The organism is Cellulophaga omnivescoria (assembly GCF_001999725.1).
Taxonomy (GTDB): Bacteria; Bacteroidota; Bacteroidia; order Flavobacteriales; family Flavobacteriaceae; genus Cellulophaga; species Cellulophaga omnivescoria.
Map to the genome: position 1 here is coordinate 293,000 of NZ_MDDP01000010.1, position 24,407 is coordinate 317,406.

Annotated in this window: 23 protein-coding genes and 1 tRNA gene; 4 read left to right on the forward strand and 20 right to left on the reverse strand. The window is 32.4% G+C overall.

Features of this window, described 5'->3' with window-relative positions; all coding sequences use genetic code 11:
* Window positions 1-14 precede the first annotated feature (14 nt).
* Entirely contained in the window at window positions 15-1,325 is a 1,311-nt protein-coding gene (locus BFJ87_RS06355) for an HTTM domain-containing protein (protein ID WP_077401559.1), read from the reverse strand.
* Window positions 1,322-2,251, reverse strand: a complete 930-nt coding sequence (locus tag BFJ87_RS06360; RefSeq protein ID WP_077401562.1) for a bifunctional riboflavin kinase/FAD synthetase — start codon at window positions 2,249-2,251, stop codon at window positions 1,322-1,324. The genes BFJ87_RS06355 and BFJ87_RS06360 overlap by 4 nt, the downstream gene beginning before the upstream one ends.
* A gap of 48 nt (window positions 2,252-2,299) precedes the next feature.
* Between BFJ87_RS06360 and BFJ87_RS06365 the strand changes: the two genes are divergently transcribed.
* Together BFJ87_RS06365 and BFJ87_RS06370 are read left to right on the forward strand one after the other, a co-directional pair.
* Window positions 2,300-6,070, forward strand: a complete 3,771-nt coding sequence (locus BFJ87_RS06365; protein ID WP_077401565.1) for a reprolysin-like metallopeptidase — start codon at window positions 2,300-2,302, stop codon at window positions 6,068-6,070.
* On the forward strand, window positions 6,067-6,747 hold the full coding sequence (locus tag BFJ87_RS06370; RefSeq protein ID WP_245799596.1) for a hypothetical protein: 681 nt from the start codon (window positions 6,067-6,069) through the stop codon (window positions 6,745-6,747). The genes BFJ87_RS06365 and BFJ87_RS06370 overlap by 4 nt, the downstream gene beginning before the upstream one ends.
* Here BFJ87_RS06370 and pth read toward each other — a convergent pair whose 3' ends face one another.
* From pth to BFJ87_RS06385, 3 genes are all read right to left on the reverse strand, one after another.
* Window positions 6,748-7,314: an aminoacyl-tRNA hydrolase gene (pth, locus tag BFJ87_RS06375; protein ID WP_077401568.1), complete on the reverse strand. Its 567-nt coding sequence runs from the start codon at window positions 7,312-7,314 to the stop codon at window positions 6,748-6,750.
* Between the two features lie 155 nt (window positions 7,315-7,469).
* Window positions 7,470-8,078 (reverse strand): 50S ribosomal protein L25/general stress protein Ctc, encoded by a 609-nt coding sequence (locus BFJ87_RS06380; RefSeq protein WP_077401570.1) that lies wholly within the window; start codon window positions 8,076-8,078, stop codon window positions 7,470-7,472.
* A 45-nt stretch (window positions 8,079-8,123) separates the two neighbouring features.
* Entirely contained in the window at window positions 8,124-9,065 is a 942-nt protein-coding gene (locus BFJ87_RS06385) for a ribose-phosphate pyrophosphokinase (RefSeq protein WP_077401573.1), read from the reverse strand.
* A 163-nt stretch (window positions 9,066-9,228) separates the two neighbouring features.
* Here BFJ87_RS06385 and BFJ87_RS06390 point away from each other — a divergent pair.
* Window positions 9,229-9,308: transfer RNA gene (locus tag BFJ87_RS06390), tRNA-Leu, on the forward strand.
* Window positions 9,309-9,358: 50 nt separating this feature from the next.
* Here the strand turns inward: BFJ87_RS06390 and BFJ87_RS06395 are convergent.
* The 15 genes from BFJ87_RS06395 to BFJ87_RS06465 all read right to left on the reverse strand — a co-directional run bounded on the left by BFJ87_RS06395 (window position 9,359) and on the right by BFJ87_RS06465 (window position 22,582).
* Window positions 9,359-9,847, reverse strand: a complete 489-nt coding sequence (locus tag BFJ87_RS06395; RefSeq protein ID WP_077401576.1) for a hypothetical protein — start codon at window positions 9,845-9,847, stop codon at window positions 9,359-9,361.
* Between the two features lie 63 nt (window positions 9,848-9,910).
* Window positions 9,911-10,846 carry a TolB-like translocation protein gene (locus tag BFJ87_RS06400; protein ID WP_077401579.1) on the reverse strand — a complete coding sequence of 312 codons (936 nt, stop codon included), beginning with the start codon at window positions 10,844-10,846 and terminating at the stop codon, window positions 9,911-9,913.
* A gap of 115 nt (window positions 10,847-10,961) precedes the next feature.
* Window positions 10,962-11,336, reverse strand: coding sequence for a cupin domain-containing protein (locus BFJ87_RS06405; RefSeq protein ID WP_077401582.1), 375 nt, complete (start codon window positions 11,334-11,336; stop codon window positions 10,962-10,964).
* Window positions 11,337-11,522: 186 nt separating this feature from the next.
* Window positions 11,523-12,002, reverse strand: a complete 480-nt coding sequence (locus tag BFJ87_RS06410) for a GNAT family N-acetyltransferase (RefSeq protein ID WP_077401586.1) — start codon at window positions 12,000-12,002, stop codon at window positions 11,523-11,525.
* A gap of 516 nt (window positions 12,003-12,518) precedes the next feature.
* Window positions 12,519-12,716 (reverse strand): hypothetical protein, encoded by a 198-nt coding sequence (locus BFJ87_RS06415; RefSeq protein WP_077401589.1) that lies wholly within the window; start codon window positions 12,714-12,716, stop codon window positions 12,519-12,521.
* 134 nt (window positions 12,717-12,850) lie between these two features.
* Complete coding sequence (locus BFJ87_RS06420) at window positions 12,851-13,222, reverse strand: nuclear transport factor 2 family protein (protein ID WP_077401592.1); 372 nt, start codon at window positions 13,220-13,222, stop codon at window positions 12,851-12,853.
* Between the two features lie 98 nt (window positions 13,223-13,320).
* Complete coding sequence (locus BFJ87_RS06425) at window positions 13,321-13,914, reverse strand: hypothetical protein (RefSeq protein ID WP_077401595.1); 594 nt, start codon at window positions 13,912-13,914, stop codon at window positions 13,321-13,323.
* 403 nt (window positions 13,915-14,317) lie between these two features.
* A complete protein-coding gene (locus tag BFJ87_RS06435) occupies window positions 14,318-14,497 on the reverse strand; it encodes a hypothetical protein (RefSeq protein ID WP_077401600.1) in 180 nt (59 codons plus the stop codon).
* Between the two features lie 175 nt (window positions 14,498-14,672).
* Window positions 14,673-14,816 (reverse strand): hypothetical protein, encoded by a 144-nt coding sequence (locus BFJ87_RS16875; protein WP_171974476.1) that lies wholly within the window; start codon window positions 14,814-14,816, stop codon window positions 14,673-14,675.
* Between the two features lie 20 nt (window positions 14,817-14,836).
* The gene (locus BFJ87_RS06440; RefSeq protein WP_077401603.1) at window positions 14,837-15,292 is read right to left on the reverse strand and encodes a RidA family protein; all 456 of its coding nucleotides are present in this window, start codon (window positions 15,290-15,292) and stop codon (window positions 14,837-14,839) included.
* A 283-nt stretch (window positions 15,293-15,575) separates the two neighbouring features.
* Entirely contained in the window at window positions 15,576-16,778 is a 1,203-nt protein-coding gene (locus tag BFJ87_RS06445) for a GAF domain-containing sensor histidine kinase (RefSeq protein ID WP_077401606.1), read from the reverse strand.
* Between the two features lie 130 nt (window positions 16,779-16,908).
* A complete protein-coding gene (locus BFJ87_RS06450) occupies window positions 16,909-17,526 on the reverse strand; it encodes a tetratricopeptide repeat protein (protein WP_171974477.1) in 618 nt (205 codons plus the stop codon).
* A gap of 393 nt (window positions 17,527-17,919) precedes the next feature.
* Entirely contained in the window at window positions 17,920-19,035 is a 1,116-nt protein-coding gene (locus BFJ87_RS06455; protein WP_077401612.1) for a hypothetical protein, read from the reverse strand.
* A gap of 2 nt (window positions 19,036-19,037) precedes the next feature.
* Window positions 19,038-20,963, reverse strand: coding sequence for an FAD-dependent oxidoreductase (locus tag BFJ87_RS06460; protein WP_077401615.1), 1,926 nt, complete (start codon window positions 20,961-20,963; stop codon window positions 19,038-19,040).
* Window positions 20,964-20,995: 32 nt separating this feature from the next.
* A complete protein-coding gene (locus BFJ87_RS06465) occupies window positions 20,996-22,582 on the reverse strand; it encodes a sulfatase (RefSeq protein ID WP_338064789.1) in 1,587 nt (528 codons plus the stop codon).
* A 187-nt stretch (window positions 22,583-22,769) separates the two neighbouring features.
* On the opposite strand from BFJ87_RS06465, the gene BFJ87_RS06470 reads away from it, so the two are divergent.
* Window positions 22,770-24,365, forward strand: coding sequence for a helix-turn-helix transcriptional regulator (locus tag BFJ87_RS06470; RefSeq protein ID WP_077401621.1), 1,596 nt, complete (start codon window positions 22,770-22,772; stop codon window positions 24,363-24,365).
* Window positions 24,366-24,407: the final 42 nt, after the last annotated feature.

Sequence of the window (24,407 nt, forward strand, 5' to 3'; positions counted from 1 at the left end):
TTAGTGCTTGTAATTTACTTTGGACTAGGTAAAATAAAATTATTGTGCTTAAAATGATGCCATTTTTCTTGTGCTAAATCTACTTTAGGATCTATAAAAGGTTGGTATGGTTTGCCGTTAATGCTAACTCTAGAGTTTACGTACACAGCAATATTTTTATTTTCCTTTTTAGCTTCTTTTTTTAAATGTTGTGCAAATTGCCAAATAAAATCTGGATATGCTCCTATTTTTCTGCGTTGTTTTTTAGTAAGATAGTTGCTTAAATTAATTCGCTTTTTTTCATTTGTGTCTTTGTCTACTGTAGTAAAAGTAACGCTGCCAGAACGTGAGCGCAACATCATACGCCAACTAAGTCTGTGTCCTTCTTCGGTCCATAAAACATCGTCTTTAAAAAAATGATGTCTTACAGGTAATACTAATTGAAATAAAAAATAAATTATCCAAATACTAACAACAAGGTTTTTATGTTTAGGAGTAGTTGTGGTAATTGGTAGAGCCTTTTTCTCTACCATATAAAATATTTTTCTAAGTTTTTGTGGCTCAAAAAAGAAAACGGTAAAGGCTAAAGCCAAGTATGGGAAAATACCTATTTGAAAAACAATTGAGTTAAACAAGTGAAAAAAGATAGCTAAAACAAAAGCTATTTTTCGGCTAGGTTTCCATAATAATGCCGGAATAATAAGTAAATCAAACAAAATACCAAAAACAGCAACTACTTTATGTACCCATGCTAGTTGTAAAAATTCTCCAATTAAAAAATAATTGGCCTTGTTTTGCATAAGTACTTTTATAAAACCAAAGTCTAACCAGTCTGCATATAATTTAGCTACAGATGCATACGTATAAACTATGGTTAATTGTAATACAATTATGTACTTGTTGTACGCATACATTTTATTGGTGCGTATTTCTGGATTTTTCCTAGCATCTATAGAGTTGTCTGCATTTGCAGGGAAAAATACCATTATCCAAGAAATTAACATTAATAGGTAATAATGGTTGTTGTATGATGTTTTTTGCATTAAGTAAACACTAGTCCATAGCAACGCAAAAGTTAACATACTGTAGCGGTATTTATACCCAACGGAAATAAAAATACCTGTAATACCCATAATTACAAAATAAGCATACATACCTGGGCCAGTAATTGTGTTTAGCCACTCAAAACCTATAAAACTAAAATTAAAAGTAGGTTCTACCAGGTTGGCTTTTACCCAGCCAGTAAGTATAGCGCCAAAAGACTCTAAACTTATAAGTATGCCAAAAAATATTCTAAAAAGAATTAAGCCGGCATTGTCTATTTTTTTAAATAGGAAAGTGGTCATAGTTTAGCAATTAAACTAGTAGCAGTTTCTTGGTCTTTTGTAAGCTGATTTTTTAAATCGTCTAAAGAGTTAAACTTTATCTCATCTCTTATGCGGTCTAAAATGTCTACCTGTATTTTTTTGCCGTACAGGTCTTCGTTAAAGTTAAAAAAGTGTACCTCTATAGTTTGTTCTGTGCCGTTAACGGTAGGGTTGTAGCCAATATTCATCATACCAAAAACAGTAACATTATGTAATTTAGCTTTAACTACATACACTCCGTTTTTAGGAATTAGCTTATATTCTTCTTTAATATAAATATTTGCAGTAGGAAAATTTAATTGCCTGCCTAAACCTTTACCTTTTGTAACAATACCCGTTAGCATATAGTTGTAACCAAGGTAACTGTTTGCTTTTTTAACATCACCTTCTGCTAAAGCTTTTCTAATTTTAGTAGAGCTAACAGATACATCATCAATTTCCTGTGCAGTAATTTCTTCCACATCAAAATCAAATGTAATGCCGTAATTTTTAAGGTCGTTAATATCTGCATTACGGTTACGTCCAAATCTGTGATCGTAACCAATAATAATTTTTTTAGTATTGAGTTTATTAACTAAGAGGTCGCGGACAAAATCTATTGCACTTAGTCTAGAAAATTCTTTAGAGAAAGGATGAACAATTAAAAAGTCTAAGCCTAAGTTGCTTAGTATCATTTCTTTTTCTTCAATAGTGTTAAGTAATTTAATATTACTATCTTGTTGCAAAACCATTCTAGGATGTGGGAAAAAAGTAAGTACTGTACTTTCTATTTCTAACAGTTTGGCACTATTTATGAGTCTTTCTAGTATCTTTTTATGGCCAATATGTACACCGTCAAAAGTACCAATTGTAATAACTGTAGCGTGTGCTTTGTCGAATTTTGAAATGCTTTTAATTGTTATCACGAGACTAAAATAATAAAAAGACTATTTTTGAATATTAAATTGCTTTGAATGATTACAAAACTACGCCTTGTTTTTTCAATAACCATATTATTTGGTAGCTTTTACGGTATTGCACAACAGAATTATTGGAAAACTAGTGATTTGCAACGTAATTCGGCAGCTAAATCTATACAAAATTTAGATGTAAATGAAGCAAAAACGTTTTATTTAGATGAATCAGCATTTTCTACAACATTACAAGCAAATAAAAGTGCTAAAGGAAAAAAAGTGGTTTATTTTCCAGATGTAAATGGAGAATTAAAAGCCTTTTATGTAAATGAACATACAATTTTTGCACCAGGTCTTGCAAAAAAATATCCAAATATTAAGTCTTATGTAGGGTACGGTGTTGTAAATCCAAAAGAAAGAATACGTTTTAGTATGTCTCATAAAGGTATACAAAGTATGATGGTGTCTGCAGACAGAGAAGAGGCGATTTATATGCAGCCTACAAAACAAAGTAAAGAAGAATATGTAGTGTACAAAGCAAGTGCGCACCAGCATAAAGATGAGTTTGTTTGTGAAACTAAATCTGTTATTGCTACAAGTAAAAAAGCATCTGCAGCTAGGCAAATAAACGACCAAACTTTAAGAACATACAGAATAGCTATTTCTGCATCTGGTGAATATACAGCTTATCATGGTGGTAGTGTGGCAGATGCATTGGCAGCAATAAATGCAACACTAACAAGAGTAAACGCGGTTTTTGAGACCGATTTAGGAATACATTTAGAACTGGTAGCAAATACAGACCAAGTTATATACACAGATGCAGCAACAGATCCGTATTCTGGTAGTTTAAATACACAAGCCCAAAATACATTTACTACGGTAATTGGTTCTGCTAATTATGATGTAGGGCATCTTTTTCATCAAGGACCAAACGGAGGTAATGCTGGTACAGTAGGCTCTGTTTGTGACGATAATTGGAAAGGTAGAGCTTATTCTTCTCGTAGTACGCCAGAAGGAGATTTGTTTGATGTAGATTTTGTTGCTCATGAAATTGGACACCAATTTGGAGCAAACCATACCTGGTCTTTTGACTCTGAAGGAACTTTAGTGCAAGCAGAACCAGCTAGTGGATCTACAATTATGGGATATGCAGGCATTGCAGATGGTAATAATGTGCAAACTAACGGAGATGATTATTTTCATTATTATAGTATTTTTCAAATTGCTGAGTATGTTAGTAACATAAGTTGTGGTGTAACTACGGCAATTTCCAATAATCCGCCTGTAATAAGTCCTTTGTCTAACTATATAATTCCTAAGTCAACCCCGTTTGTTTTGTCTGGAGAGGCAACAGATTTAGATGCTGGAGATGTGTTAACATATGCCTGGGAGCAGATAGATAATGGCGTTGTTACCCGAACTAATTTTGGACCAGAGAACCCTAGTGGAGCTAATTTTAGATCTTTAAAGCCTACAATTGAAAAAGAACGTTATTTTCCTAAAATAGAGCGTGTTATACAGGGTAATTTAACTCAGGTAAATCCTTCTGAAGGTTCTTCTTGGGAAACAGTTTCTGATGTAGAGAGAGATTTAAATTTTGCTTTAACAGTAAGAGACAATGTTGTTGGAGGCGGACAAGTAGTATCTGAAACTATGAATGTGCGAGTGGTAAATGCTGCAGGGCCATTTAAGGTAACATCACAATCTAATAATGAGGTATACCAATCTGGTTCTGTACAGTTGGTAACATGGGATGTGGCAGGTACTAATGCGGCACCCATAAACACAGAGGCAGTAAATATATATATGTCAATAGATTCTGGATTGTCTTTTCCTATTGTATTGGCAGAGAATGTAATTAATGACGGATCGCAAATTGTACAAATACCAAATGTTGTTACAACAACTGCTAGAATACGTGTAATGCCTACAGACAATGTGTATTATGCCATTAATTCATCAAACTTTACTGTAAATACATCAGATGTTAACTTGGAATTTGTAGAGTTAACTTATAATGTATGTCAGCCTAACAATGTAGTAATACCTTTTAAATATACTGTTAATAATGGATTTGATGAGACCTCTACGTTTAGTGTTTTTGGTGCGCCAACAAATTTAGGCGTAGCTTTTTCTACTCCAACGGCAGATACAAATAATACCAATGTAGATTTAACCTTGTCTAATACCCAAAATGTAGCGCCAGGAACTTATGAAATTACTGTACTTTCTACATCTGCAACAAATACTACGGGAGTGGTTATTACATTAGTAATTGGCAATACTAGTTTTGCAGATGTGGGGTTAATTTCTCCAGGTAATGGTGCGGCCGGTGTTAATATGAACGAAACGCTACTGTGGGAAGAAAACGTAGCATATTCTTCTTATGATTTAGAGATAGCCACAGATGCTGCTTTTACCAATATAGTTGAAGCAAAAACAACTCCTTTTACCACATATAAACCAACTGGTTTGTTGGCAGAAACAACGTATTATTGGCGTGTTAAACCAAAAAGTTTGTGTGCAGAAGGTACTTTTGGTCCAGCGTATACATTTACCACAGCCTTGGTTAGTTGTAATACCAAGCAGGCTCAAGACTTACCTAAAACCATACCAACCGTGGGTACATCTGTGCTACAGTCAAAAATTACCTTTTTAGATGATTTGCCTATTACAGATGTAAATGTTAGTGTAGATATTACCCATAGTTTTTTAAGTGATTTAACTATAAGCCTTATTTCTCCTCAAGGAACAAGAGTGGTGTTAACCTCAAATTCTTGTGGAGATTTTCAGGATATTAATGCGGTTTTTGATGATGATAGTGCAAGTTTTGTTTGTGGTAGTGGCTCTGGTGCAGCAATTGGTGGTAGTGTTAGGCCGTTGGGTTCATTGGCTTCATTAAATGGTGAATCGGTTTTAGGCGAATGGATTTTAGAGGTAAAAGATGGCGCTTCTTCTGATGGTGGACAAATAAATAATTTTAGTTTAGAAATATGTGTAGAAGGTTTGTCTAGACCAGATGCAGATAATGATGGTGTTTTTGATGATGGAGATGATGCTTGTTTAGGAACACCAAATGGAGCAGAGGTAGATGTTAACGGTTGTGCTATTTACAGGTTTAGACCAGATAATTTTACAATTTCTATAGAAAGTGAAGCTTGTTCTACTAGCAATGATGGAGAAATTTTTATTGATGCTGTAGAAGAAATTAATTACAGTGTATCCATAACTGGTAACGGAGTTAATATTACAGAAGCATTTACAGATACAGTAAGTTTAGACGATTTAAGTGCTGGTACGTACCAAATTTGTATATCTGGTACAGACGGTACAATTACTTATGAAGATTATTGTGTAACAGTTGTTGTTACCCAACCAGATGTGTTACAAGTATTATCTGCTGTGCAGAATAAAACACTTAAATTGCAGTTAAGTGGTGCTAATTTGTACAATTTAGAGTTAAATGGAGTAACGCTACAAACTACAGATAAAACAGCTAGCTTGGCGCTTAAAAATGGTTTAAATACAGTAAAAGTGTCAACAGGTCTAGAATGCCAAGGGGTGTACCAGCAGCAAATTTATATTGCAGCAAATCCGGTAATATCACCAAACCCAACACAAGGCAAGGCTGTGGCTTATTTAGGTACTTTATCTGGCTCTGTAACGGTTACTATTTATACTTTAAGCGGACAAATATTAGAGCAGAAAGAATATACTGTTAAAGACGGAAAAGTGAATTTAGATGTATCTGCCTTAGCAAAGGGTATGTATGTTGTATTGTTTGATGGTGGTGTGGTTAAAGGTGAAACAAAATTAATTAAGAAATGAAAAAATTACTAATGCTTTTGTGTCTATTATTGGCACTGTCTTGTTCTAAAAGTTCTCCAAAGCCACCATCATCACCAGAACTTGTTTACCCTTTAAAAAGCTCTGAGTGTACTACTGGTATTGCTATAGGTACAACAAATACAAGTGAGGTAGAGTTGCAGTGGAATGCATCTGCCAGAACAGATTTATACGATGTTAAGATTACCAATTTAAATACTAATTTAACGCAAACATTAACTACAACAGCCACTACGCAAAAGGTTGTTTTAGATAAGGGAGTTGCTTACTCTTGGTTTGTAATTGCTAAAAATGATGAGGTTTCAGAGACAACAGCCAGTGAAATTTGGAAATTTTACAATGCAGGTTCGCAAACTACATATCCGCCTTTTGCGGCAGAGATAATAGCTCCTAAATCTGGGCAAACGGTATTTAAAGATACCAATAACGATGTAGAGTTAGAGTGGATAGCAGAAGATGTAGATAATGATATAGCTAGTTACCAAGTGTATTTTGGAACGGTAACACCACCAACAGGATTATTAACAACAAATGCACCAGATAATACTACGGTAAAAGTAGGTGTGGTAGTTAATACTGTATGCTACTGGAAAGTTGTAACTATAGATGAAGAGGGAAACTCATCAGACTCTGGAATTTATGAGTTTAAAGCTAAGTAATTAAGTGTTGTTAAAATGGTTCATAGTAGTTTTTACGCCAGCCAATACAAAAGACTTAATAAGTTCTATGGAGCGCTCTAAACGTTCTTGCATCTTTTCTTGTTCTTCTTGGTTCCATTCCCCCAAAACATAATCTACCTGTCTGCCTTTTCCAAAATCGGCACCAACACCAAATCTGTATCTGTTGTAAGAACTAGTTTGTAATACGTTTTGTGTGTCTTTTAAGCCGTTATGGCCACCATCGCTACCTTTGGTTTTAACGCGTATAGTGCCAAAAGGCAAATTAATATCATCTGTTATTACTAATAAATTTTCTAACGGAATTTTTTCTTTTTCTAACCAATATCTAATAGCCTTACCGCTTAGGTTCATATAAGTAGAAGGTTGTAAAAAAAGAATGGTTCGTCCTTTAATTTTGTACGTAGTAACAGCCCCTAGTTTTTGCGGTTCAAAAGTTAAAGATTCTTTTTTTGCGAAGGCATCAAGTATTTTAAAGCCAATATTATGTCTTGTTTCTGTATATTCTGCGCCTATATTTCCTAGGCCTACTACTAAAAACTTTTTCATAGGATCTTTCTCTTCTAAAACGAACAATGATTTTGTTCTAAAAATTGATTTGATTATTTGTGCAATCATAAGTTATAAAAGCATCAAAAATACAAAAGCATCCTGAAACTTGGTAAATTCCAAGGCAGGATGCTTTAATTTATATTTGTTGAGATTTACTCAGCAGCAGGAGCCTCAGCAGCTTCCTCTTCTTCGTCATCATCATCAGTAGCAACAACGTTACGAGATGATTTAACCTGTACAACAACTGTATTGTTTGGGTGTAAAATAGTAAAATCATCATTTATTAATGAAGATACTGATATGTTACCACCAATTTTTAATTTATTGATATCTACATCAAAGAAATCTGGTAATTTAGCTGGTAAAGCTTTAATAGTAAGCTTTCTTTTTCTAAATAATAATCTACCACCATTTCTAACCCCTGGAGAGTTACCAACTAAACGAACAGGAATATCCATAGTTACCGCTTTATCATCAAATAATTGGTAAAAATCTATGTGAATAATTCTGTCTGATACTGGGTGAAACTGAATGTCTTGTATAACTGCATTCACTTTTTCTCCGTTTTCCAAATCTATCACAACTGTGTGCGCGTTTGGAGTGTACACTAAATCTTTGAACGCTAGTTCTGGTGCTGAAAAATGTAGTGGTTGCTTTCCTCCGTATACTACGCAAGGAACCATTCCAGCATTACGTAAGGCTTTAGTTGCTTTTTTGCCCACGCTTTCTCTTTGTGATCCTGTAATTGTAATTGACTTCATTATATATATTTAATTAATGTGCAAAATTAGTGTATTAGATCTATATTACATTAAAAATTTAGAACTAATAGATGTATTGTTGTGTACTCTAGTCATAACATCTGCAAATAACTCTGCAGATTCTACAACTTTAACTTTAGAGCTTTGTTTTTTTAACGGAATTGAATCTGTTACAATAAGCTCTAATAATTTAGATTTTTCAATTTTTTCATAAGCATCACCAGAAAGTAAAGCGTGTGTTGTAATAGCTCTTACGCTAAGTGCACCTCTTTCCATCATAAGATCTGCTGCTTTTGTTAATGTACCTGCTGTATCTACCATATCATCTACAAGTACAACATTTTTACCTTCTACGTTACCAATAAGCTCCATATGAGAAATTACATTTGCTTTTTCTCTTTGTTTGTAACATATAACAACATCACTCTCTAGTGCTTTAGAGTATGCGTAAGCTCTTTTAGAACCACCCATATCTGGAGAAGCAATAGTTAAGTTGTCTAGTTTTAAACTTTTTAAGTATGGTAAAAATAATGTAGATGCAAAAAGGTGATCTACTGGTTTTTCAAAGAATCCTTGTATTTGGTCTGCGTGTAAGTCCATAGTAATAATCCTAGTTGCACCAGCTGTTTCTAGCATTTTAGCTATTAACTTTGCAGCAATTGGCACTCTTGGTTTGTCTTTACGGTCTTGTCTTGCCCAACCAAAATAAGGCATAACAGCTGTAATATGCCTTGCAGATGCTCTTTTGGCTGCATCTAACATTAAAAGCATTTCCATTAAGTTTTCTGAGCTTGGATTTGTAGATCCAATAATAAAAACTCTTGCTCCACGAACAGACTCTTCAAAAGAAGGCTGAAACTCGCCATCACTATATCTTGAGAATTTTACTTTTCCTAAGTCAGATCCAAATGATTTGGCAATTTTTTCTGCTAAAGCAGTACTTTGCGTACATGCAAAAATTTTAGGTTCTGGTACTGTGTATGACATTGTTGTGTTGTTGATTTCTATGTTGGTCGTTATCAGTATTTTAAATACCTTTTTTTAAACGAGGTGCAAATTTATAAATTTATTTGTGAAGCTAAAGGATAATTGTTTTTATTTTTTGCAAAATAATTAGAAATTATTTTTACTTTTGCAGCCCGTTACAATTGCTCGAGTGGCGGAACTGGTAGACGCGCTGGATTCAAAATCCAGTTCTTCGGAGTGTGGGTTCGATTCCCACCTCGAGTACAATGAAAAAAGCCTTGATAGTGATATCAAGGCTTTTTAAGTTTTAAGATTTATTCTGTTATAAAAATTAAAGATTTTTTATAGTTGTCTTTGTCTCCACTAGCAAATACCATTCTATTTTCAGTAAGCTCTATAAGTTGTAAGCTAAAAGAAGTGCTTTTAACAAGATTGTTGGTAATTTCACCTCTTAACATTGTTGCAAACAAATGCCCTTCATCTTCATAAAACCTATATTCTGCTTCAGCAATTTCGTTATCTCCGTAATTACAATTTTCTAACCCAGCTACTATTTCAATAATTCCGTTTGGCTTAAAAGTGTAAATGTCATCTACAAGACAATCATTTTGTTCACTTTTTTGCTTGGAATTGTAATCAATAAAATATGCTTCTAATTTCCAGGTTTTAGAGCTGTTATTGTGCATAATACTTAAATCTTCTGTTGAGTATAGTTCTTGACTGGCATTATCATCATCACTACTGCAAGAAGTGGTAATTATTAAAATTAATAGTGATAAGATTGATAATTTAAAGTTATTCATAAAATAAGATTTTTTGTTCTGTGTCTTTCAACCAATTATTATACCACTTATGTTTTTGTAAGTTTAATTTTTAATTATGTTTAATTTGGCAACATATATTTTACTTAAACCGTTTTTACTCTCTTTTATATAGTTTTTAAAGTCTAAAACTGTTTTAAAGTCTTGTGGTTGAATGTTTTTTCTTTTGCTAGTGAAGTATAATTTTTGATTTTCTTCATCGTAAAAAGGACAATACTCCATATATTTTGTGTTTATAGGAAGGCCTAAGTTTGTGGCTTTAGCCCAATTGTTATTTTTGTCTTTTTTAGAAATGTATAAATCGCCACTTCCTTGTCCGTCTACTGTGTTGTATTTTGTAAATAGTAAAAAGTCTTCATTTTTAGAGATAAAGGCATTAAACTCATAGCCATCACTATTAATGTTTTTGTTTAAAAGAACGGGTTCTTTGTATTTGCCTAGCTTCCATTCACAAAAATAAATATCATCTTTACCCAAGCCGTTTGGTGATGCCATTGTAAAGTATAAATTGTTATTGCTGCTTACGGTAGGGTAAAATTCATCTAGACTAGAGTTTACAGGTTTGCCCAAGTTTTTTGGTTTAGACCAACTATTGTTTATGGTGTCTTTATCTACATACCAAATATCAAAATCTTTTTTTTGAATACTAGAGTTATTTATTGGTCTGTCTGACACAAAAAATAGTCTGTTTTGGTCTGGAGTTAAAAATGGCTCTAAATACATAAACTCGTCACAAAAGGGTAGTAGTTCTGGTTCTAACCATTTGTTGCCTTCTTTTTTTAGTGTGGCAATTTGTGAAATTTCTCCAGAAGGACTTTGTATGGTAAAATAGGCTTCATTACCGTTATTAGAAATGCAAAAATCACGTATGTTGTAAAACTGATCTAGTTTTTTGCTAAACGTAGTAATGTCATTTTCAGATTGGCCACTTAATAAGTTTGAAAATAAAATTAAAGCTAGTAACAGTAGTATTTGTTTCATAGTTTTTAAAATAAGGCAAAAAAAAATCCGAAGCTCAGGAACGCGTGCAACAAAGCTTCGGAAATTTTAATACATAATGTACTGTTAACTTTTAAAAAACAGCGTTTTTTTAGTGTTATTTCTTATCTCCAAAATAAGATACACCGTCACCGCTCAAGAAATCTTCTCTAACAGGACTAAACGTGTCTATAAGCATACCTTCTTCTAGGCAAACAGCACTGTGCAGTAAGTTTGGTTCTATATAAACGCCATCTCCTGCTTCAACAATTTTCTTTTCACCGTCAATTGTAAACTCAAATTTACCAGATACGCAGTAGGTAGCTTGTGTATGAAAGTGTTGGTGTGGAGCTCCTAGCGCACCTTTGTCAAACTTTACTTTTACCATCATAATTTGGTTGTCATAACCTAAAAATTTTCTGGAAACTCCTCCGCCAAGTTCTTCCCAATCCAATTCTTTTGTGGTAATAAATTTTTTACTAAATCGTTCCATTTTTTTATACTTTTTAATGATTTTAGCAATATAATTTATTTTTAAATATAATTATTGGTAATACCTGGTTTTATTACATATTTGTATTAACTGCTATCTGTATTATTTTACAATATATGGCAGGGTAAGCAATGCCTATTTTATGTTAAATGTTTGTATTAATTATTAAGGAGTAAGCGCCTATGGTTACTTAAGGGTTTTGTTGGTATTAGTAGTATTACGAGAGTTATAAACATTAGGGTTGTGCTTCTCCATATAAAACTCAGGATTAGCTATTTCTGTAAATCCATATTTTTTGTAAAGCCATTCGGCCGTATTGGTTAGCAAAATCCAGCGCCTTAATCCTTGAAGATTTGGGTGTTGCATAATTTCATTTATTAACCATTTGCTTAATCCTTTTCCTCTGTATTCTTGTAAAACAAAAACGTCTCCTAAATATGCAATGGTTGAAAAGTCTGAAATTATTCTGGCAAAACCAATTTGTTGGTTTTTGTAGTAAAGTCCAAAATTTAAAGAGTTTTTAATTGATGTTTTTAAAGTGTTTATTGGAATATCTTTTGCCCAATCTGTTTCGTTTGCAAGGAATTTGTGAATGCCTAAAATATCTAGTTTGTCCTTGTTGGTAGAAATGGTGTAATCATCTCTATATGATTCTATAATTTTCATTTTGTTGCATACATTTTTTTACCAAGTTCCCATTGATTATGTGTAGCACTCCAGCCGATTTTATTAGGAACTGATTTTGGTGGTTCTTGATTTTATTTCATTGTTTATACACAATTTTATGCTTGGTTATTTTATGCTATTATTTTAATTAACTTTTATGTGGTAGTGCATAAACCTTATTTTTCATTTAGTCCTTTATTAGCATTGGTTACAGGATTAAAGTTAATGTATTTTTAGGTTAGTAAAGACCTTAGCAATTCCGAGCAAATTCTGACGTAGTCTCCCTAATTGTTAGGATGCCGTAATTGTGGTTATACTTTGTTAATATTTTGTTGTTTTTGTTCCGTTATTACTTTTTGTCTAAAGTTTAATTGAATTCTGTTAGTGTTTATTCTGCAAACGTTTTGTGATTAGGGTTGAGCAAGCAAATATGCAATTTTTTAAGTTTCGTTTAATTCGGTTTTTTCTAAGTTCAGTCTCTAAATTTTTAAATGAGCAAAAATTGAATTTATTAATTTATTCAGGGTTTACATCTTTAAAAGGCATTTTAACCCTTTTTTTAAGTAATATTCCAAAAGCTCCAAAAATTAGTAAACCAACATATATAAATTTATCGTCAATTTGACTATTAACTAAGAATCCTGCTAAAAAAACTAATGCTAAAATGAAAATCATTTCTAGCCAGTCTAATCTGAAACCAATTTTATTTTTCATAGATTATTTTTCAATTTGAGTTCGTCTTGTAAATGCATGCAACGGTTTCGTATAAGAATAGTTACGGGTTTACTATCTTTGATTAGACACATAATCGTAATTATTTTTATACTTTGTTGTACGCAGGCTTTCTTTTATAATTGCTCCACTAGTTTTCTAGCAGTAACAGTATCATATATAATTTTTAGTTTACTAATCTTGTTTTGATTATCAAATTCAATAATGTCTACTACATCAAATTCCACTTTTTGATTATTCTTTAAAGTCCATTTATAGGTGAAATAAAGAGCTAAATCATTTGAGTCATTATCTTCAAAAATTCCTTTTAAATAAAGTTCAGAATTTGAAGTATCGTTATTCAATTCACGATAAAATTCATCTGCTTTTTTTATTCCGTATAGTGGCGAGTCAACCATTCCATTTTGATTGAATAAAGCGATTACTTGTTCAATATTTCCATTTTCAAGGTGAGTAATATATTGCCTTGCGATTTCTTTTTTATTCATTATTTCATCAATTTTTAAATTTCTGAGTATGTTTCTCAGCTTGCGTATAACGTTTCGTATAATGTTAGTTGCGGTTATACAATGTTGTGGTGTCGTTTTTATTCACTCTCGATCTCATTTACTGGCGGTGGTGGCAAATACCGAATTGATTCCCAAAATGCAAAATTTAGTTCCAAATCGGTTTCGAGTCTATCGTATTCTTGAGTTATATTCGTTATAAATTTTTCAATTCCATCTACATTTCCCTTTCGTTCGGATTCTAAAATAATCAGATAACTTTCAGGTTTGTCCGAATTTCGATAATATGAAAAATCCTCAGTCAATTTTTTGCTTAATGAGTCAGGTAATATTTCTATAATAGTTTGCCATTCGTATGGTTTTCCTTTTCGAAAAGTAACATAGTGTTTTCCATCTGGGTCAAAAATTATGGGCTCACAAAGTTCAGTCGGATATATATTGCGAATCAGATTTTTTTCTTTAACAACTAATTTTGGAATGCTATCATTGCAGGTTATTTCACGAATTCTGTCAATTAGGTTTCCATAATTTTTGAATTCCGATAGTTCAAGAGATAGATTTAAACTTCCACTTTCGTTTTTTGAAAATCCATAATTCTTTATTTCAGTTTCTTGCATTTCACAACTTGCCAAAAGCAGTGTAATAATCAAATATTTGGCAAATTTTAAATTCATTTCAAGGGTTTGTTTAAATGCACCACAACGGCTTCGGCTATGGCAAGTAGGGCAGGCAAGGAAACTTTTCGTTTCCGTTTATGCACGAAGCTAAAGCTTATTGTTTTGCTTTTTCTTTTTTTCTTCCAAAGCTAAATCCATAAGATTTAGCGACTTTATAGATATATACAGACCTTTCGGTTTTGCCCTAAAGTCCGCATTACGTTTAGGCTTTGTTACCAAACGTTTTTTGCGTTCTTTTTGTACGTTTCCATTTGGCAAAACCTCCATCTTTATTTTCTTTACACAATTAAGGAAAGTCCATTAGCGTAACGATTGCATTTGAGTAAAGTCCATTTACGCATTTTTATAAAGCCTCGGTCGTAATTGTTTTATATAGAATAGATGGTTTTTATTGAGATTCCTATTCAGATTTTTTTAATTTAAAATAATAAAAAAAAGAAAAAACAGCAAAGGAGAAAAACATTAAATTTTGTCCCCATTTGATTTCAAGTGAGTCATCAAATAGATAGCCAGAGATAGAGTTAAGAAAGGCTATTCCAGTTATTATTCCGCAAATTAAAAATATTGTTTTCTTGTTCATAAATACTTTTTTAGTTGATTATATAAATGTTTGGTACTAGTTAGTAAACGCAATTAATTGCGTTTATTCCGCCAATATGGCTGTGTAAACACATGTTTTGTGTATTTTTCTTACAATTTATAAATGTTTATTTATAGCAAAAAATATATTGTGTGGTTTTTTATTTGTAAACTTTTTAAGTAGGGTTAATTTTGGGAGTAACTGGCTTGTAATTTTTATAAACTAGTTCAATAAATATGTCTACATCGCTATCAGCGTAGTATATTGGTTTCATTGGTTTTTGTATGCCATTTTTGTAGGTGATAATTTTACTGGGCATAGTTTTATAAATTTTAGTTATTATTTTATGGTAAATGTTGCTGTTAAACCTACACTAAAGTTACGGGGTAATTTATGTACACCAAAAATGGCTCTTGTGTGTTTCCCTTTTTCTTCTAATACATTTACAAATAGGTCTGATGCTCCGTTAGCTACAGTTGGAGAATCATCCCAATCTTGTCCTGACTGAAAATAGATATCAATATGATTTAGACCAATAATAGTATTAAACCCAATTTTATTATTTACCTGTGCCAATACATTTAATGCGCATATTTCCATTGCTTTATAGCCTTGTTGAGTAGAAATTTGGTCTCCTAAACGCCCTTGGTATAGGTATTTGTTGTTTGCTATAGGAAATTGTATTGCTATGTAGGCTATATTTCCTCTAATGTTTACTGATACATAGTTGCCACCTGGGGTAGATACTTCTGGTAGCTCAAGATTTAGCTTTTTTAGATTATCTAAGGGGTTCATTGTTTAAAATTTTTGTGTTTTGGTTTTTAGATAGTTATCTATGTAAAATTAGTTAATTTTAATTAGTGTAAAATTATGTTCTTACTTTATAATAGGCGTAACCATTGTGCTGCTATTTGGTTTACTACATTTTTATAAGTGTTTTTTTATTATTAAAATATAGTGTAGGTCTGTACCATTTTATGGCTTATTTGGCATTATAGTTTATTGCATAAAAAAAGCCCTAAGCTTTACTTAGGGCAGTTGTTAATTGTATGGCTACAATTACTTATAATTAATATAATTATTTTTTAATACTAAAACTAAAGGTAGAGCCTTTGCCTAGTGTGGAGTTTACTTTTATAGTACCACCAGATTTTTCTACTATTTTTTTTACGGTAGCTAAACCAATACCATTACCACGCACGCCGTATTTGTCTTGGTTAGCGTTTACTTCAAAAATTTTAAAAATTTGTTCTTGTTTTTCTTCTGGTATACCTGGCCCATTATCTTTTACATAAAACTGATAATGGGTTTTTGTATCGGTTACACCTAACTCTATTTGTATGTGCTCTTTATTATTGTATTTAATAGCATTGGTAACTAAGTTTATTAATATTTGATCTAAGGCAGTTTCGTTTATATACAAATCTGTAATAGTGTTGTGCATGCTAAAGGTTACATTTTTTTCAAAAGAAAATAATCCAAAAATGGTGTTTTTAACAGATTCTACCTTAACATCTACCTTATTTTTGCCTAAAATACTCTCACTTCTACTGTAATCTAATAAGCCTTCAATTAAGCCTTTCAATTTGTCTGATGAGTCTATAATCATCTTTAAAATTTGTTTTCCTTCATCATCTATTTTAGACTCATACATATCTAAAAACATACTTGTTAAACTAGATACATTGTTTAAAGGAGACTTTAAATCGTGAGCAGCAATAAAAGCAAAGCGTTCTAGGTCTAGGTTTTTTTCTTCTTGCTTTTGTAGTTCTTCTTCTAATCTTTTTTTGCTTTTTCTAAGGCTAAGTAAGTTCATTACTTGTTTAGATAATGCTTGTAAAGATTTTTGTTGATGCTCTGTAAGTGTATTTGGTTTTTGGTCTACAACACATAATGTGCCTAAAGGTAAACCGTCTTCTGTGGTAAAAGGTACGCCTGCATAAAACAGCACGTTGGTTTCACCAGTAACCAAAGGGTTGTCATAAAAGCGCTCATCTTCACTGGTGTTTGGCACCATAAAAACTTGTCCGTTTTCATGTATTGCGTGCCCACAGAACGATATGTCTCTGTCCATTTCATCTACATCTATACCATAACTAGATTTAAACCACTGCCTATCTTTATCTATAAGTGTTATCATAGCCATTGGCATATTGCATATTTCTGCTGCAATTGCTGTAATGTTGTCGTAATCAGACTCTGGTAAGGAATCTAATATGGAGTAAGATTGTAGTTTATCTAATCGTTCTCTTTCTTTAATATGCTCTTTTGGTGCTATCATGGGGCCGTAGCTTTTTTTACTTATTGTAGGTTGTAAAAAACACAAGAATGCATTTCACGGGACTTTCCACACACTTAAACGGTGTTTTAATGTGTTTATTGTGTGGTGGTTGTATGTATTAACCTTCTTTTTATTTTAGGTTTTTGTATTTGTTATATTGTGCAGTATTGCCTTGTTTTAAATAGAGTTTTAGTAATTTTCTAAGTGAACTTGCATTACCTTTTTTGTGGTTGTCTACAGCAGATTTCCAAATTTTTTCTGCATTTACTAAATCTCCTTTTTTATAATAAGCCTCACCAAGTAAGTTTTTGGTAAAGACAGAAGTAGAGTCTAGTTCTAGGTATTTTATAGCCTCATCATACCTTCTTAGTTTTAAATATGCATTACCAAGGTTGTAAATCACATCTAAATTACCTTTGTCTGCTAATGTTTTTGCGTATTTAATTGTGCCTTCATAGTCTTCATTACTAGCACATAAAGAAGCTAATATTTGAGCGGCAGACTCATTGCCTTGCTCAAAACTCATTTGATAGTATTTTTTTGCTTCACTAAGATTATGGTTGTTAACATACAGTAATGCTAACTTGTTCATAGATCTTGTGCTGCCATCCTCAATAGCCAATTTGTAGTGTTTTATGGCTTTTTCTGTGTCTCCGTTCTTTTTGTATTTGTCTGCTAAAGACTCGTTAGATGGCGAACAACTGTTTAGCAGAATCACAAATACAGAAATCTGTAGTAAGTTCTTCATTCTCATAGGTTAAAGTTCTTAGGTTTGTATATTTCTTATTTAATGCCCGTAATAGCGTTCAAAAATTACTTGCCAAATCTGGGGAAGATATGGTGGCTTAAAAAAGATTTTTTAGTTTTATATCATTTGTAAATTTTTACTGGTTTTTAAAATTAATAATAGATTAAAGGTAAGTTATTTAGGGTACAAAAATAAGGTTATTCTTGCAAATCGTGAAAAAAGTTGTAATTAATTAACATATAAGGTTTTAGTAGTTGTTGCTAATTTTTAGGTACGTTAGTTTTATAATTACATTTTGTAACTTAATATATGTATCTAAACTTTTAATTAGCACATAACTTTATGTATGTTTTTTTTTCTAAAAATGGATGGTTTAAACGGTAGGGAAGAAGTTTATATTTTGTTCTTGTATAATTTTTTAAAATTAATAACTGCTTGCTTTTGTGTGTTGCTTAGCTTTTTGTTTGATAAAAACCAGTATACACGCCTTGCAGTTAAAAAATCTCCATTGAGTAAAGGAGTTAGGTTGTTTGCTGTTTGGTTTGAGAAGTATTGCTTTTTTTCTAGCATATTTATTAAAGCATCTACTTCTTGGTAAGTTTGTAACGTATTTGCATAACTGCTAATGCTTTCTAAATAAATGGGAGTTGCTTGTTTATTTGTTAATGTAATAGATTTTAAAGCAGCTATTTTTTGCTCAGAGTTTCCTATAATAAATAACTTTTTTATGTTTTTAAAATAGCCATTTTTTGTAGAGCTTTCAAAATAAGTAATTGTTGGTTTTACAATTGCTGGTGAGTTATTAATATGTTTAAAAATAGCATCTAAATACGCTTTTTTATATAGTTTTCTGTGGGTTAGTTCTTTTAAGGCCAAGGCGTAATACGTAGGCTTTTTGGTTTTTATGTAAGCTACTAATTGTTTGGTAGATGCAGTTTTGGAGGTTAACTGTTGTATGGTGTTAACTACATCTCCGTTTGCCCAATGCCATAGGGTAAAACAGGTAAGAGCAGCTCCTGGCACTGTATCTTTGGTGTCTAGTTCTAAAGCTGTGGCGCCAGATATTACGTCTACATTAGTATTAAGTTCATTTTTTACGGTTAATATATCGCCTATAAAAACTTCTTTAAATGGCGAGTTTTTATTTAAAAGAATACGGTGTAGTTTTTTGTAGTCGTTAGCAGTAAACACATCTGCTTCGTATTTTTCTAGGGTAGCTAATTCTTCAAGCTCGTAACGTTGGTAATTACCTATGTCATCCCAATGTAAACGTACAGGAATTATTTTACACACATTTTCTAAACATATTACAGATTCTACATCCATAAAATACCCTGTAGTAAATCCGGCTTTATCTTTTACTTGGGTTAATACCGCTTTAATAGGCATTTTTTCTCCAGGATGATGAATAGTAACCTTATACTCTATGTTGTTAAGATTATTGTGATTCTCTTTTTGAAAAATAATTAAGAAGAAAATCACAATAAGTATATGTAGTTTATTTAGCATAATTATTTATAACAACGAATCTCAAATAGTTTTACATCATTAGCTCCGTAGGTTTCTGTTACTATTATTTTAATAGCTGTTACTTTGCTGCTGTTAAACTTAAATTTAATAAGCCTAGTTTGGTTATTGTCAATAGCTCCTAGGTCTTCCCATTTGCCATTTACCCTACCTTCTATTTTAATAGCTTTTACCATTTCTTTTGGTACACCATTAGTAAATAACTCATCATTTCTACTGTCTTTACGCATCATAATATTACGATTTACATTTGTGTCGCATTTTATCTCTACGGCAGATAATGCTGTAGGTGCATCCCACTCTAATTGTAATTCTGCAGGTAAGCCTTTGGACATCCAATGGTTAATTTTACCATTTATATCTCTAGAAATTCCGTTGGTAAGTAGTTTTGCATCGCCAGAAGAAGTTGTAGAAGCAAAAATTAAACTTGCTTTTTTAGCTAAGTCATTTGGATCGTTTGCAGGTCTTTTAGGAATATAAACATCGTCTCTTAACAATTGCTCTTGCAACTCATTTATGTATTTTTTACCAACTTCTCTTGGTGTAGTGTTTTTTTGATTGCAAATAGCTGCTGCTGTACCCACTGCTTGCCCCATTAATGCACAAGTTGCCATAATACGGCTAGATGATAGTGCAATGTGAGTTTGACTAACATTACGCCCAGCAAACATTAAGTTAGTGATGTTTTTAGAGTACAAGCTTCTAAACGGAAATTCATAAAGATTATGAAAATGATAATGAAAATGAGTTGGTGGCTCAGTAATATTGTCTATTCCTCCTGGAATATGCTCATCTATTGGCCAACCTCCAAAAGCAACAGCATCTGGGTAATGTTTGTACTCTGTTAAATCCTTTTCAGACACAATGTAGTCTCCTATAAAACGACGAGATTCTCTACGGCATGGCAATGAGCCAACCCAATCTAAGGCAAAGTTTTCTGCTTCCGGAAATTCACCAGAGTTTTTTATGTAATCCCATACGCCATGTAAATACCCCATTAAACGGTGTCTGTTTTCTTCATAATCGGCAATAATATCATCATCACTACCTAGTTCTATCCACCAAATTCCGTTTTGAAAACCAGCAATTTTACGTTTAGGATGTGCTATTTTATAATCGTATTTTATTGCGTAAAAAGGAGGAGTATATTTCATAGGTCTTCCCATATCTTTAGAAGACATAAGTAAGGTAGCTCCCATTTGCCAACCATCTGCTTTTTCTGGAGCAAATGTTTCGTTAAATTCGGATGCAGCTTCTCTACCTGTTCTGTATTCTGCTCCTGCCGTTGCAGCTAACAAACCATCTCCAGAACAGTCTATAAAAATAGGAGCGTTTAGTGTGTACAGCATTTCTGTTGTAGATTGCCAACACAAGGCAGATTTAATTTTGGAGCCAGACATTACAGCTTCTATTGCTTGTGTGTTTAGCATTAGAGTTAGGTTTGGCTCACGCATAACATACTCGTACAAAACATGGTCAAAAACAGTATAGGCTTCTTGTTCGTTGCAAAACCTATTTAAAAGTAGCATTTCTTCAATAATACCTGTTTCTCTTTCTGCTTTTCCGTTTTTTAATCTGTTTACGCCATTTAAATGCACACGCATTTCACTAGATGCATTGCCTCCTAAAACAGGTCTGTCTTGCACAAGTACAGTTTTAGAACCATTGCGTGCGGCAGCAACTGCGGCACTAATACCAGCTGCGCCTCCACCAATAACAACAACATCATAATCTGCTGTTTTTTTGCGGTTTGGTATACCTGTTTTGCCACTTCCTAAATGATACCACTTGTCAGTATCTCTATTGTAAACAACATCTTCTGGACCAGAGTGCGCCGTTGTAATCATAGGAATAACACTAGCTGCCACTGCGGCCTTGGTTCCTTTTTTAAAAAAATCTCTTCTTTCCATAATTCAGTATTTTGTATAATAAGTAGCTTGGTTTATTTTTTTGGTCTGTTTCCGTGCCATCCTTTAGTAAACTGTAGCATTAGTTTTTTTACCAATTTTGGATTAACATTAGCAATATTTGTGGTTTCTAACGGATCATTATCATGATCATATAATTCTATAAAAAGAGGTTTTTTTTGTGGATTGTCTCTATCTTTCCATACAATAAATCGATGCTTTTTTGTTCGCATAGCATATCCCATAAGTGTATTCTCAAATACATTTCTATTCCATTTGTCTTTTTGCTGATGAATTATTCTTGTTTCTACATTTTTAATAAGCAGGCCAAAAAAGGTTTCTTTCATTGCAGGCCTTAGTGGGTAAGCTCCCCATTCTCTTAGTGCAGGAGTGGGAAACTGGCTAAAAGCAGCAGATTTCCATTTTTGTCCAGGGTTATTTATTAGTGGTTTAAAACTATACCCTTCTACATAAGTTGGCACTGGTATATTTGCGAAGTCGCATAGAGTAGGGTAAATATCTACAAGCTCTACCAATGCATTTGTTTTTTTACCTCTGCTTTTTTTGGGCATATTTGGAGCCCAAAATAGCATTGGAACTCTTGTGGCTATTTCATAATTAGTAGCTTTGCCCCAAATTCCCATATCTCCCAAATGGTATCCGTGATCACTCCAAATAATAATAATTGTATTGTCTCTTAATCCTTCTTTTTCTAACTCAGTTATTATTTTACCTATTTGGGCGTCTACATAACTTACGCAAGCTAAATATGCGTGCTTTAATTTAATAGCTTGCTCGCTACTAATTTCTTCTTTTTTTGGTATGCCACTTCTAGTTCGTAACTCAAAGGAAGCGTGCAAGCCCATTTCTGCACCTCCTTTTGGACCTTGTTTTTCTAATGCCAGTTTTATAGTATTAGGGTTGTATAGATCCCAATATTTTTTTGGAGATGTCCAGTTTAAATGTGGTTTGTTAAAGCCTAAACCAAGAAAAAATGGTTTGTTGTTGGTTGCCATTTCTTTAATTGTTGCAATGGCTAGTTCTGTGTTGTAACCATCTAAATATTCATTATCTGCTACATCTGCGTTTTCATAAGCCGTACCCATTGCCAAGCCGTATTTAGCTGCTTCACCATATTTGGCAATCATTTTAGCCCTTTGCTCTTTTCTATCTTTATTATTTTCTTCTAGTACAAAACCTCCAGGTCTTTTAATGTTTTTTACAAGCATACTATCTATTGCAGGTTTTCTGCTCCATGACAATTCATCATCTAAATCTCCATGATGAAAAATTTTACCACAATACACAGTTTCATAACCGTTATTTTTAAATTGCTGTGGTAGGGTTACTACATTTGGGTTTGCATCTCTAAACTTTATATAGTTGTGGTAAACACCACTAGTCTCTGGGCGTATGCCTGTAAGCACACTAGCTCTAGATGGTCCGCAAATTGCTTGTTGGCAATATGCATTATTAAATAACAGGCCTTCAGTTGCAAACTTGTCTAAATTTGGAGTAATAGCAATGTTAGATCCGTAACAACCCAATTCTGGTCTTAGGTCGTCTATGGCAATAAAAAGGATATTAGGTTTTTTTTGAGAATAACAGCTAATTGTTATCAAAATAAAACAGATTATCTTAATTAACTTTTTCATTCAAAATTGAGTTGGTGAGTCATCTCAAATCTAGACTAAACTCTTATAAAAGCAGTAATATATCACCTTACAAAAACTTAACATTGCTATTTTTTCGTGTTTTTTTACTTAACTTTAAAGTAATTTAAATTTTAAATAAAATGATATTAAGTGTATGATTTTCAATGTATTAAATCGTATAAAGTTATTTGTTTTTCTTACGTATTTACTTAATGCTTTGTTCTTTAGCACCTTACAAGCCCAACAGTTTAAGGCCTTTAAAAATAGACCTGTTATTACAGAACAATATTTAGTCACTAGTTTAAAAGAAGCTAAAAATGAATATGCTATTGCTTTAAAAAAGAACGACTCGTCTGCAGTAATTGAGAGTTTACTTAATTTGTGTTATTTAGAGCGAATTAATTTGAATTATAGCGATGCTTTTATGCACGGAGGAGACGCTTTGTTTAGAGCAGAGGAATTAAAAGACACACTTTTAATGGCTAGAGCAAATGAAGAAATTGGGTATTTAAATTATTTGTTTAAGCAAGATGATTTGGCTGGTGTAAATTTTAAAAAGGCCTATACCTATTTTAAGATTTCTTTTGATGAAAAAAAAATACCTGCAAAGGATATGTATAGCGCAAATTACAATTTAGCCTTGTACTACCAACGGACATCTAATACTGTAATGCTAAAAAAATACATTGCCAATTGTGCTGCTATTGCCAAAAGAGAAAAAATGGACCCCATTTACAAAGCTTATTTAGACGAAAAAAAAGCATCTATATTAGAAAAGAGTAGCAATTTAAATGAAGCATCTAAACTATTAACTAGTTCTATTAAAGCTATTAACAAAAAGTCGTCACTAATACATAATAGTTTTTTAATTGTACTTTACTCAAGGTTAGGAGGAATATACATTAAGCAGAAAAAAACAGAACTTGCAAAGCATAATTATGAAAAAGCCTTGACTATAAGAGATGTTGAGGGCGAATTAACTTTTTATAGAAGTTATGTGTACTCTAGGTATGCAGGTATTTTGTACAAACTAAAAGACTATAAAAGCTCTTACCAGAATTTGCGTATTGCTAATGAAATTAATGACACATACCTTAACCCAAGAAATGATAGTAACCAAGGTTTTTTAACCATACATAGCCATTATAGTGAGCAACTAAATGCTAAAAATGAATTGTTAAACAATCAGAAATTAGAGTTGGCTAGCCAAACACAAGAAATATTACGATTTAGAATACTATTTTTTGCAATAGTGTTTTTACTAATAATAGCAGCATTAGTAATTAGGTCTAGGTTACGCTTTTTAAAACACCAAAAAAAGCAGCAAGACTCTAATGAGCAGATTGCAATTAAAAATAGTGAGTTAATGATTAATACGTTACAATTAATAGAACGCGAAAAAGTAATAAAAGAACTAAGTGATTATATAGAAAAAGAAAATACATCTAACAAAACACCAGCAATTTTAAAGTTAATAAGAAAACGTTCTGTTACATTATGGGAAGCTTTTAATAATAGGTTTTTAGCTCTTAATGAAGGTTTTTATGAGCGTTTAAAACAAAAAGTTCCGGATTTAAGTTCTGCAGATTTAAAAGTGTGTGCCTTAATTAAGTTAAATTTTAGCGGAAAAGAAATGGCTTATTTACTTGGTATTTCTTTAGGTAGTGTACACGTAGCAAGGCATAGGCTACGTAAAAAAATGAAGATAGACAGGGATGTAAATTTGGTTAATTATATAAACTCTATTTAATGGAGTCATAAAATAAAAGAGCCTTACATAAGTAAGGCTCTT

Excerpts from the sequence above, each read along its gene's own strand:
- BFJ87_RS06355 (WP_077401559.1), bottom strand. The coding sequence starts at position 1,325 with ATGACCACTTTCCTATTTAAAAAAATAGACAATGCCGGCTTAATTCTT.
- BFJ87_RS06365 (WP_077401565.1), top strand. The coding sequence starts at position 2,300 with ATGATTACAAAACTACGCCTTGTTTTTTCAATAACCATATTATTTGGT.
- BFJ87_RS06370 (WP_245799596.1), top strand. The coding sequence starts at position 6,067 with ATGAAAAAATTACTAATGCTTTTGTGTCTATTATTGGCACTGTCTTGT.
- pth (WP_077401568.1), bottom strand. The coding sequence starts at position 7,314 with ATGAAAAAGTTTTTAGTAGTAGGCCTAGGAAATATAGGCGCAGAATAT.
- BFJ87_RS06380 (WP_077401570.1), bottom strand. The coding sequence starts at position 8,078 with ATGAAGTCAATTACAATTACAGGATCACAAAGAGAAAGCGTGGGCAAA.
- BFJ87_RS06385 (WP_077401573.1), bottom strand. The coding sequence starts at position 9,065 with ATGTCATACACAGTACCAGAACCTAAAATTTTTGCATGTACGCAAAGT.
- BFJ87_RS06395 (WP_077401576.1), bottom strand. The coding sequence starts at position 9,847 with ATGAATAACTTTAAATTATCAATCTTATCACTATTAATTTTAATAATT.
- BFJ87_RS06400 (WP_077401579.1), bottom strand. The coding sequence starts at position 10,846 with ATGAAACAAATACTACTGTTACTAGCTTTAATTTTATTTTCAAACTTA.
- BFJ87_RS06405 (WP_077401582.1), bottom strand. The coding sequence starts at position 11,336 with ATGGAACGATTTAGTAAAAAATTTATTACCACAAAAGAATTGGATTGG.
- BFJ87_RS06410 (WP_077401586.1), bottom strand. The coding sequence starts at position 12,002 with ATGAAAATTATAGAATCATATAGAGATGATTACACCATTTCTACCAAC.
- BFJ87_RS06415 (WP_077401589.1), bottom strand. The coding sequence starts at position 12,716 with ATGAAAAATAAAATTGGTTTCAGATTAGACTGGCTAGAAATGATTTTC.
- BFJ87_RS06420 (WP_077401592.1), bottom strand. The coding sequence starts at position 13,222 with ATGAATAAAAAAGAAATCGCAAGGCAATATATTACTCACCTTGAAAAT.
- BFJ87_RS06425 (WP_077401595.1), bottom strand. The coding sequence starts at position 13,914 with ATGAATTTAAAATTTGCCAAATATTTGATTATTACACTGCTTTTGGCA.
- BFJ87_RS06435 (WP_077401600.1), bottom strand. The coding sequence starts at position 14,497 with ATGAACAAGAAAACAATATTTTTAATTTGCGGAATAATAACTGGAATA.
- BFJ87_RS16875 (WP_171974476.1), bottom strand. The coding sequence starts at position 14,816 with ATGCCCAGTAAAATTATCACCTACAAAAATGGCATACAAAAACCAATG.
- BFJ87_RS06440 (WP_077401603.1), bottom strand. The coding sequence starts at position 15,292 with ATGAACCCCTTAGATAATCTAAAAAAGCTAAATCTTGAGCTACCAGAA.
- BFJ87_RS06445 (WP_077401606.1), bottom strand. The coding sequence starts at position 16,778 with ATGATAGCACCAAAAGAGCATATTAAAGAAAGAGAACGATTAGATAAA.
- BFJ87_RS06450 (WP_171974477.1), bottom strand. The coding sequence starts at position 17,526 with ATGAAGAACTTACTACAGATTTCTGTATTTGTGATTCTGCTAAACAGT.
- BFJ87_RS06455 (WP_077401612.1), bottom strand. The coding sequence starts at position 19,035 with ATGCTAAATAAACTACATATACTTATTGTGATTTTCTTCTTAATTATT.
- BFJ87_RS06460 (WP_077401615.1), bottom strand. The coding sequence starts at position 20,963 with ATGGAAAGAAGAGATTTTTTTAAAAAAGGAACCAAGGCCGCAGTGGCA.
- BFJ87_RS06470 (WP_077401621.1), top strand. The coding sequence starts at position 22,770 with ATGATTTTCAATGTATTAAATCGTATAAAGTTATTTGTTTTTCTTACG.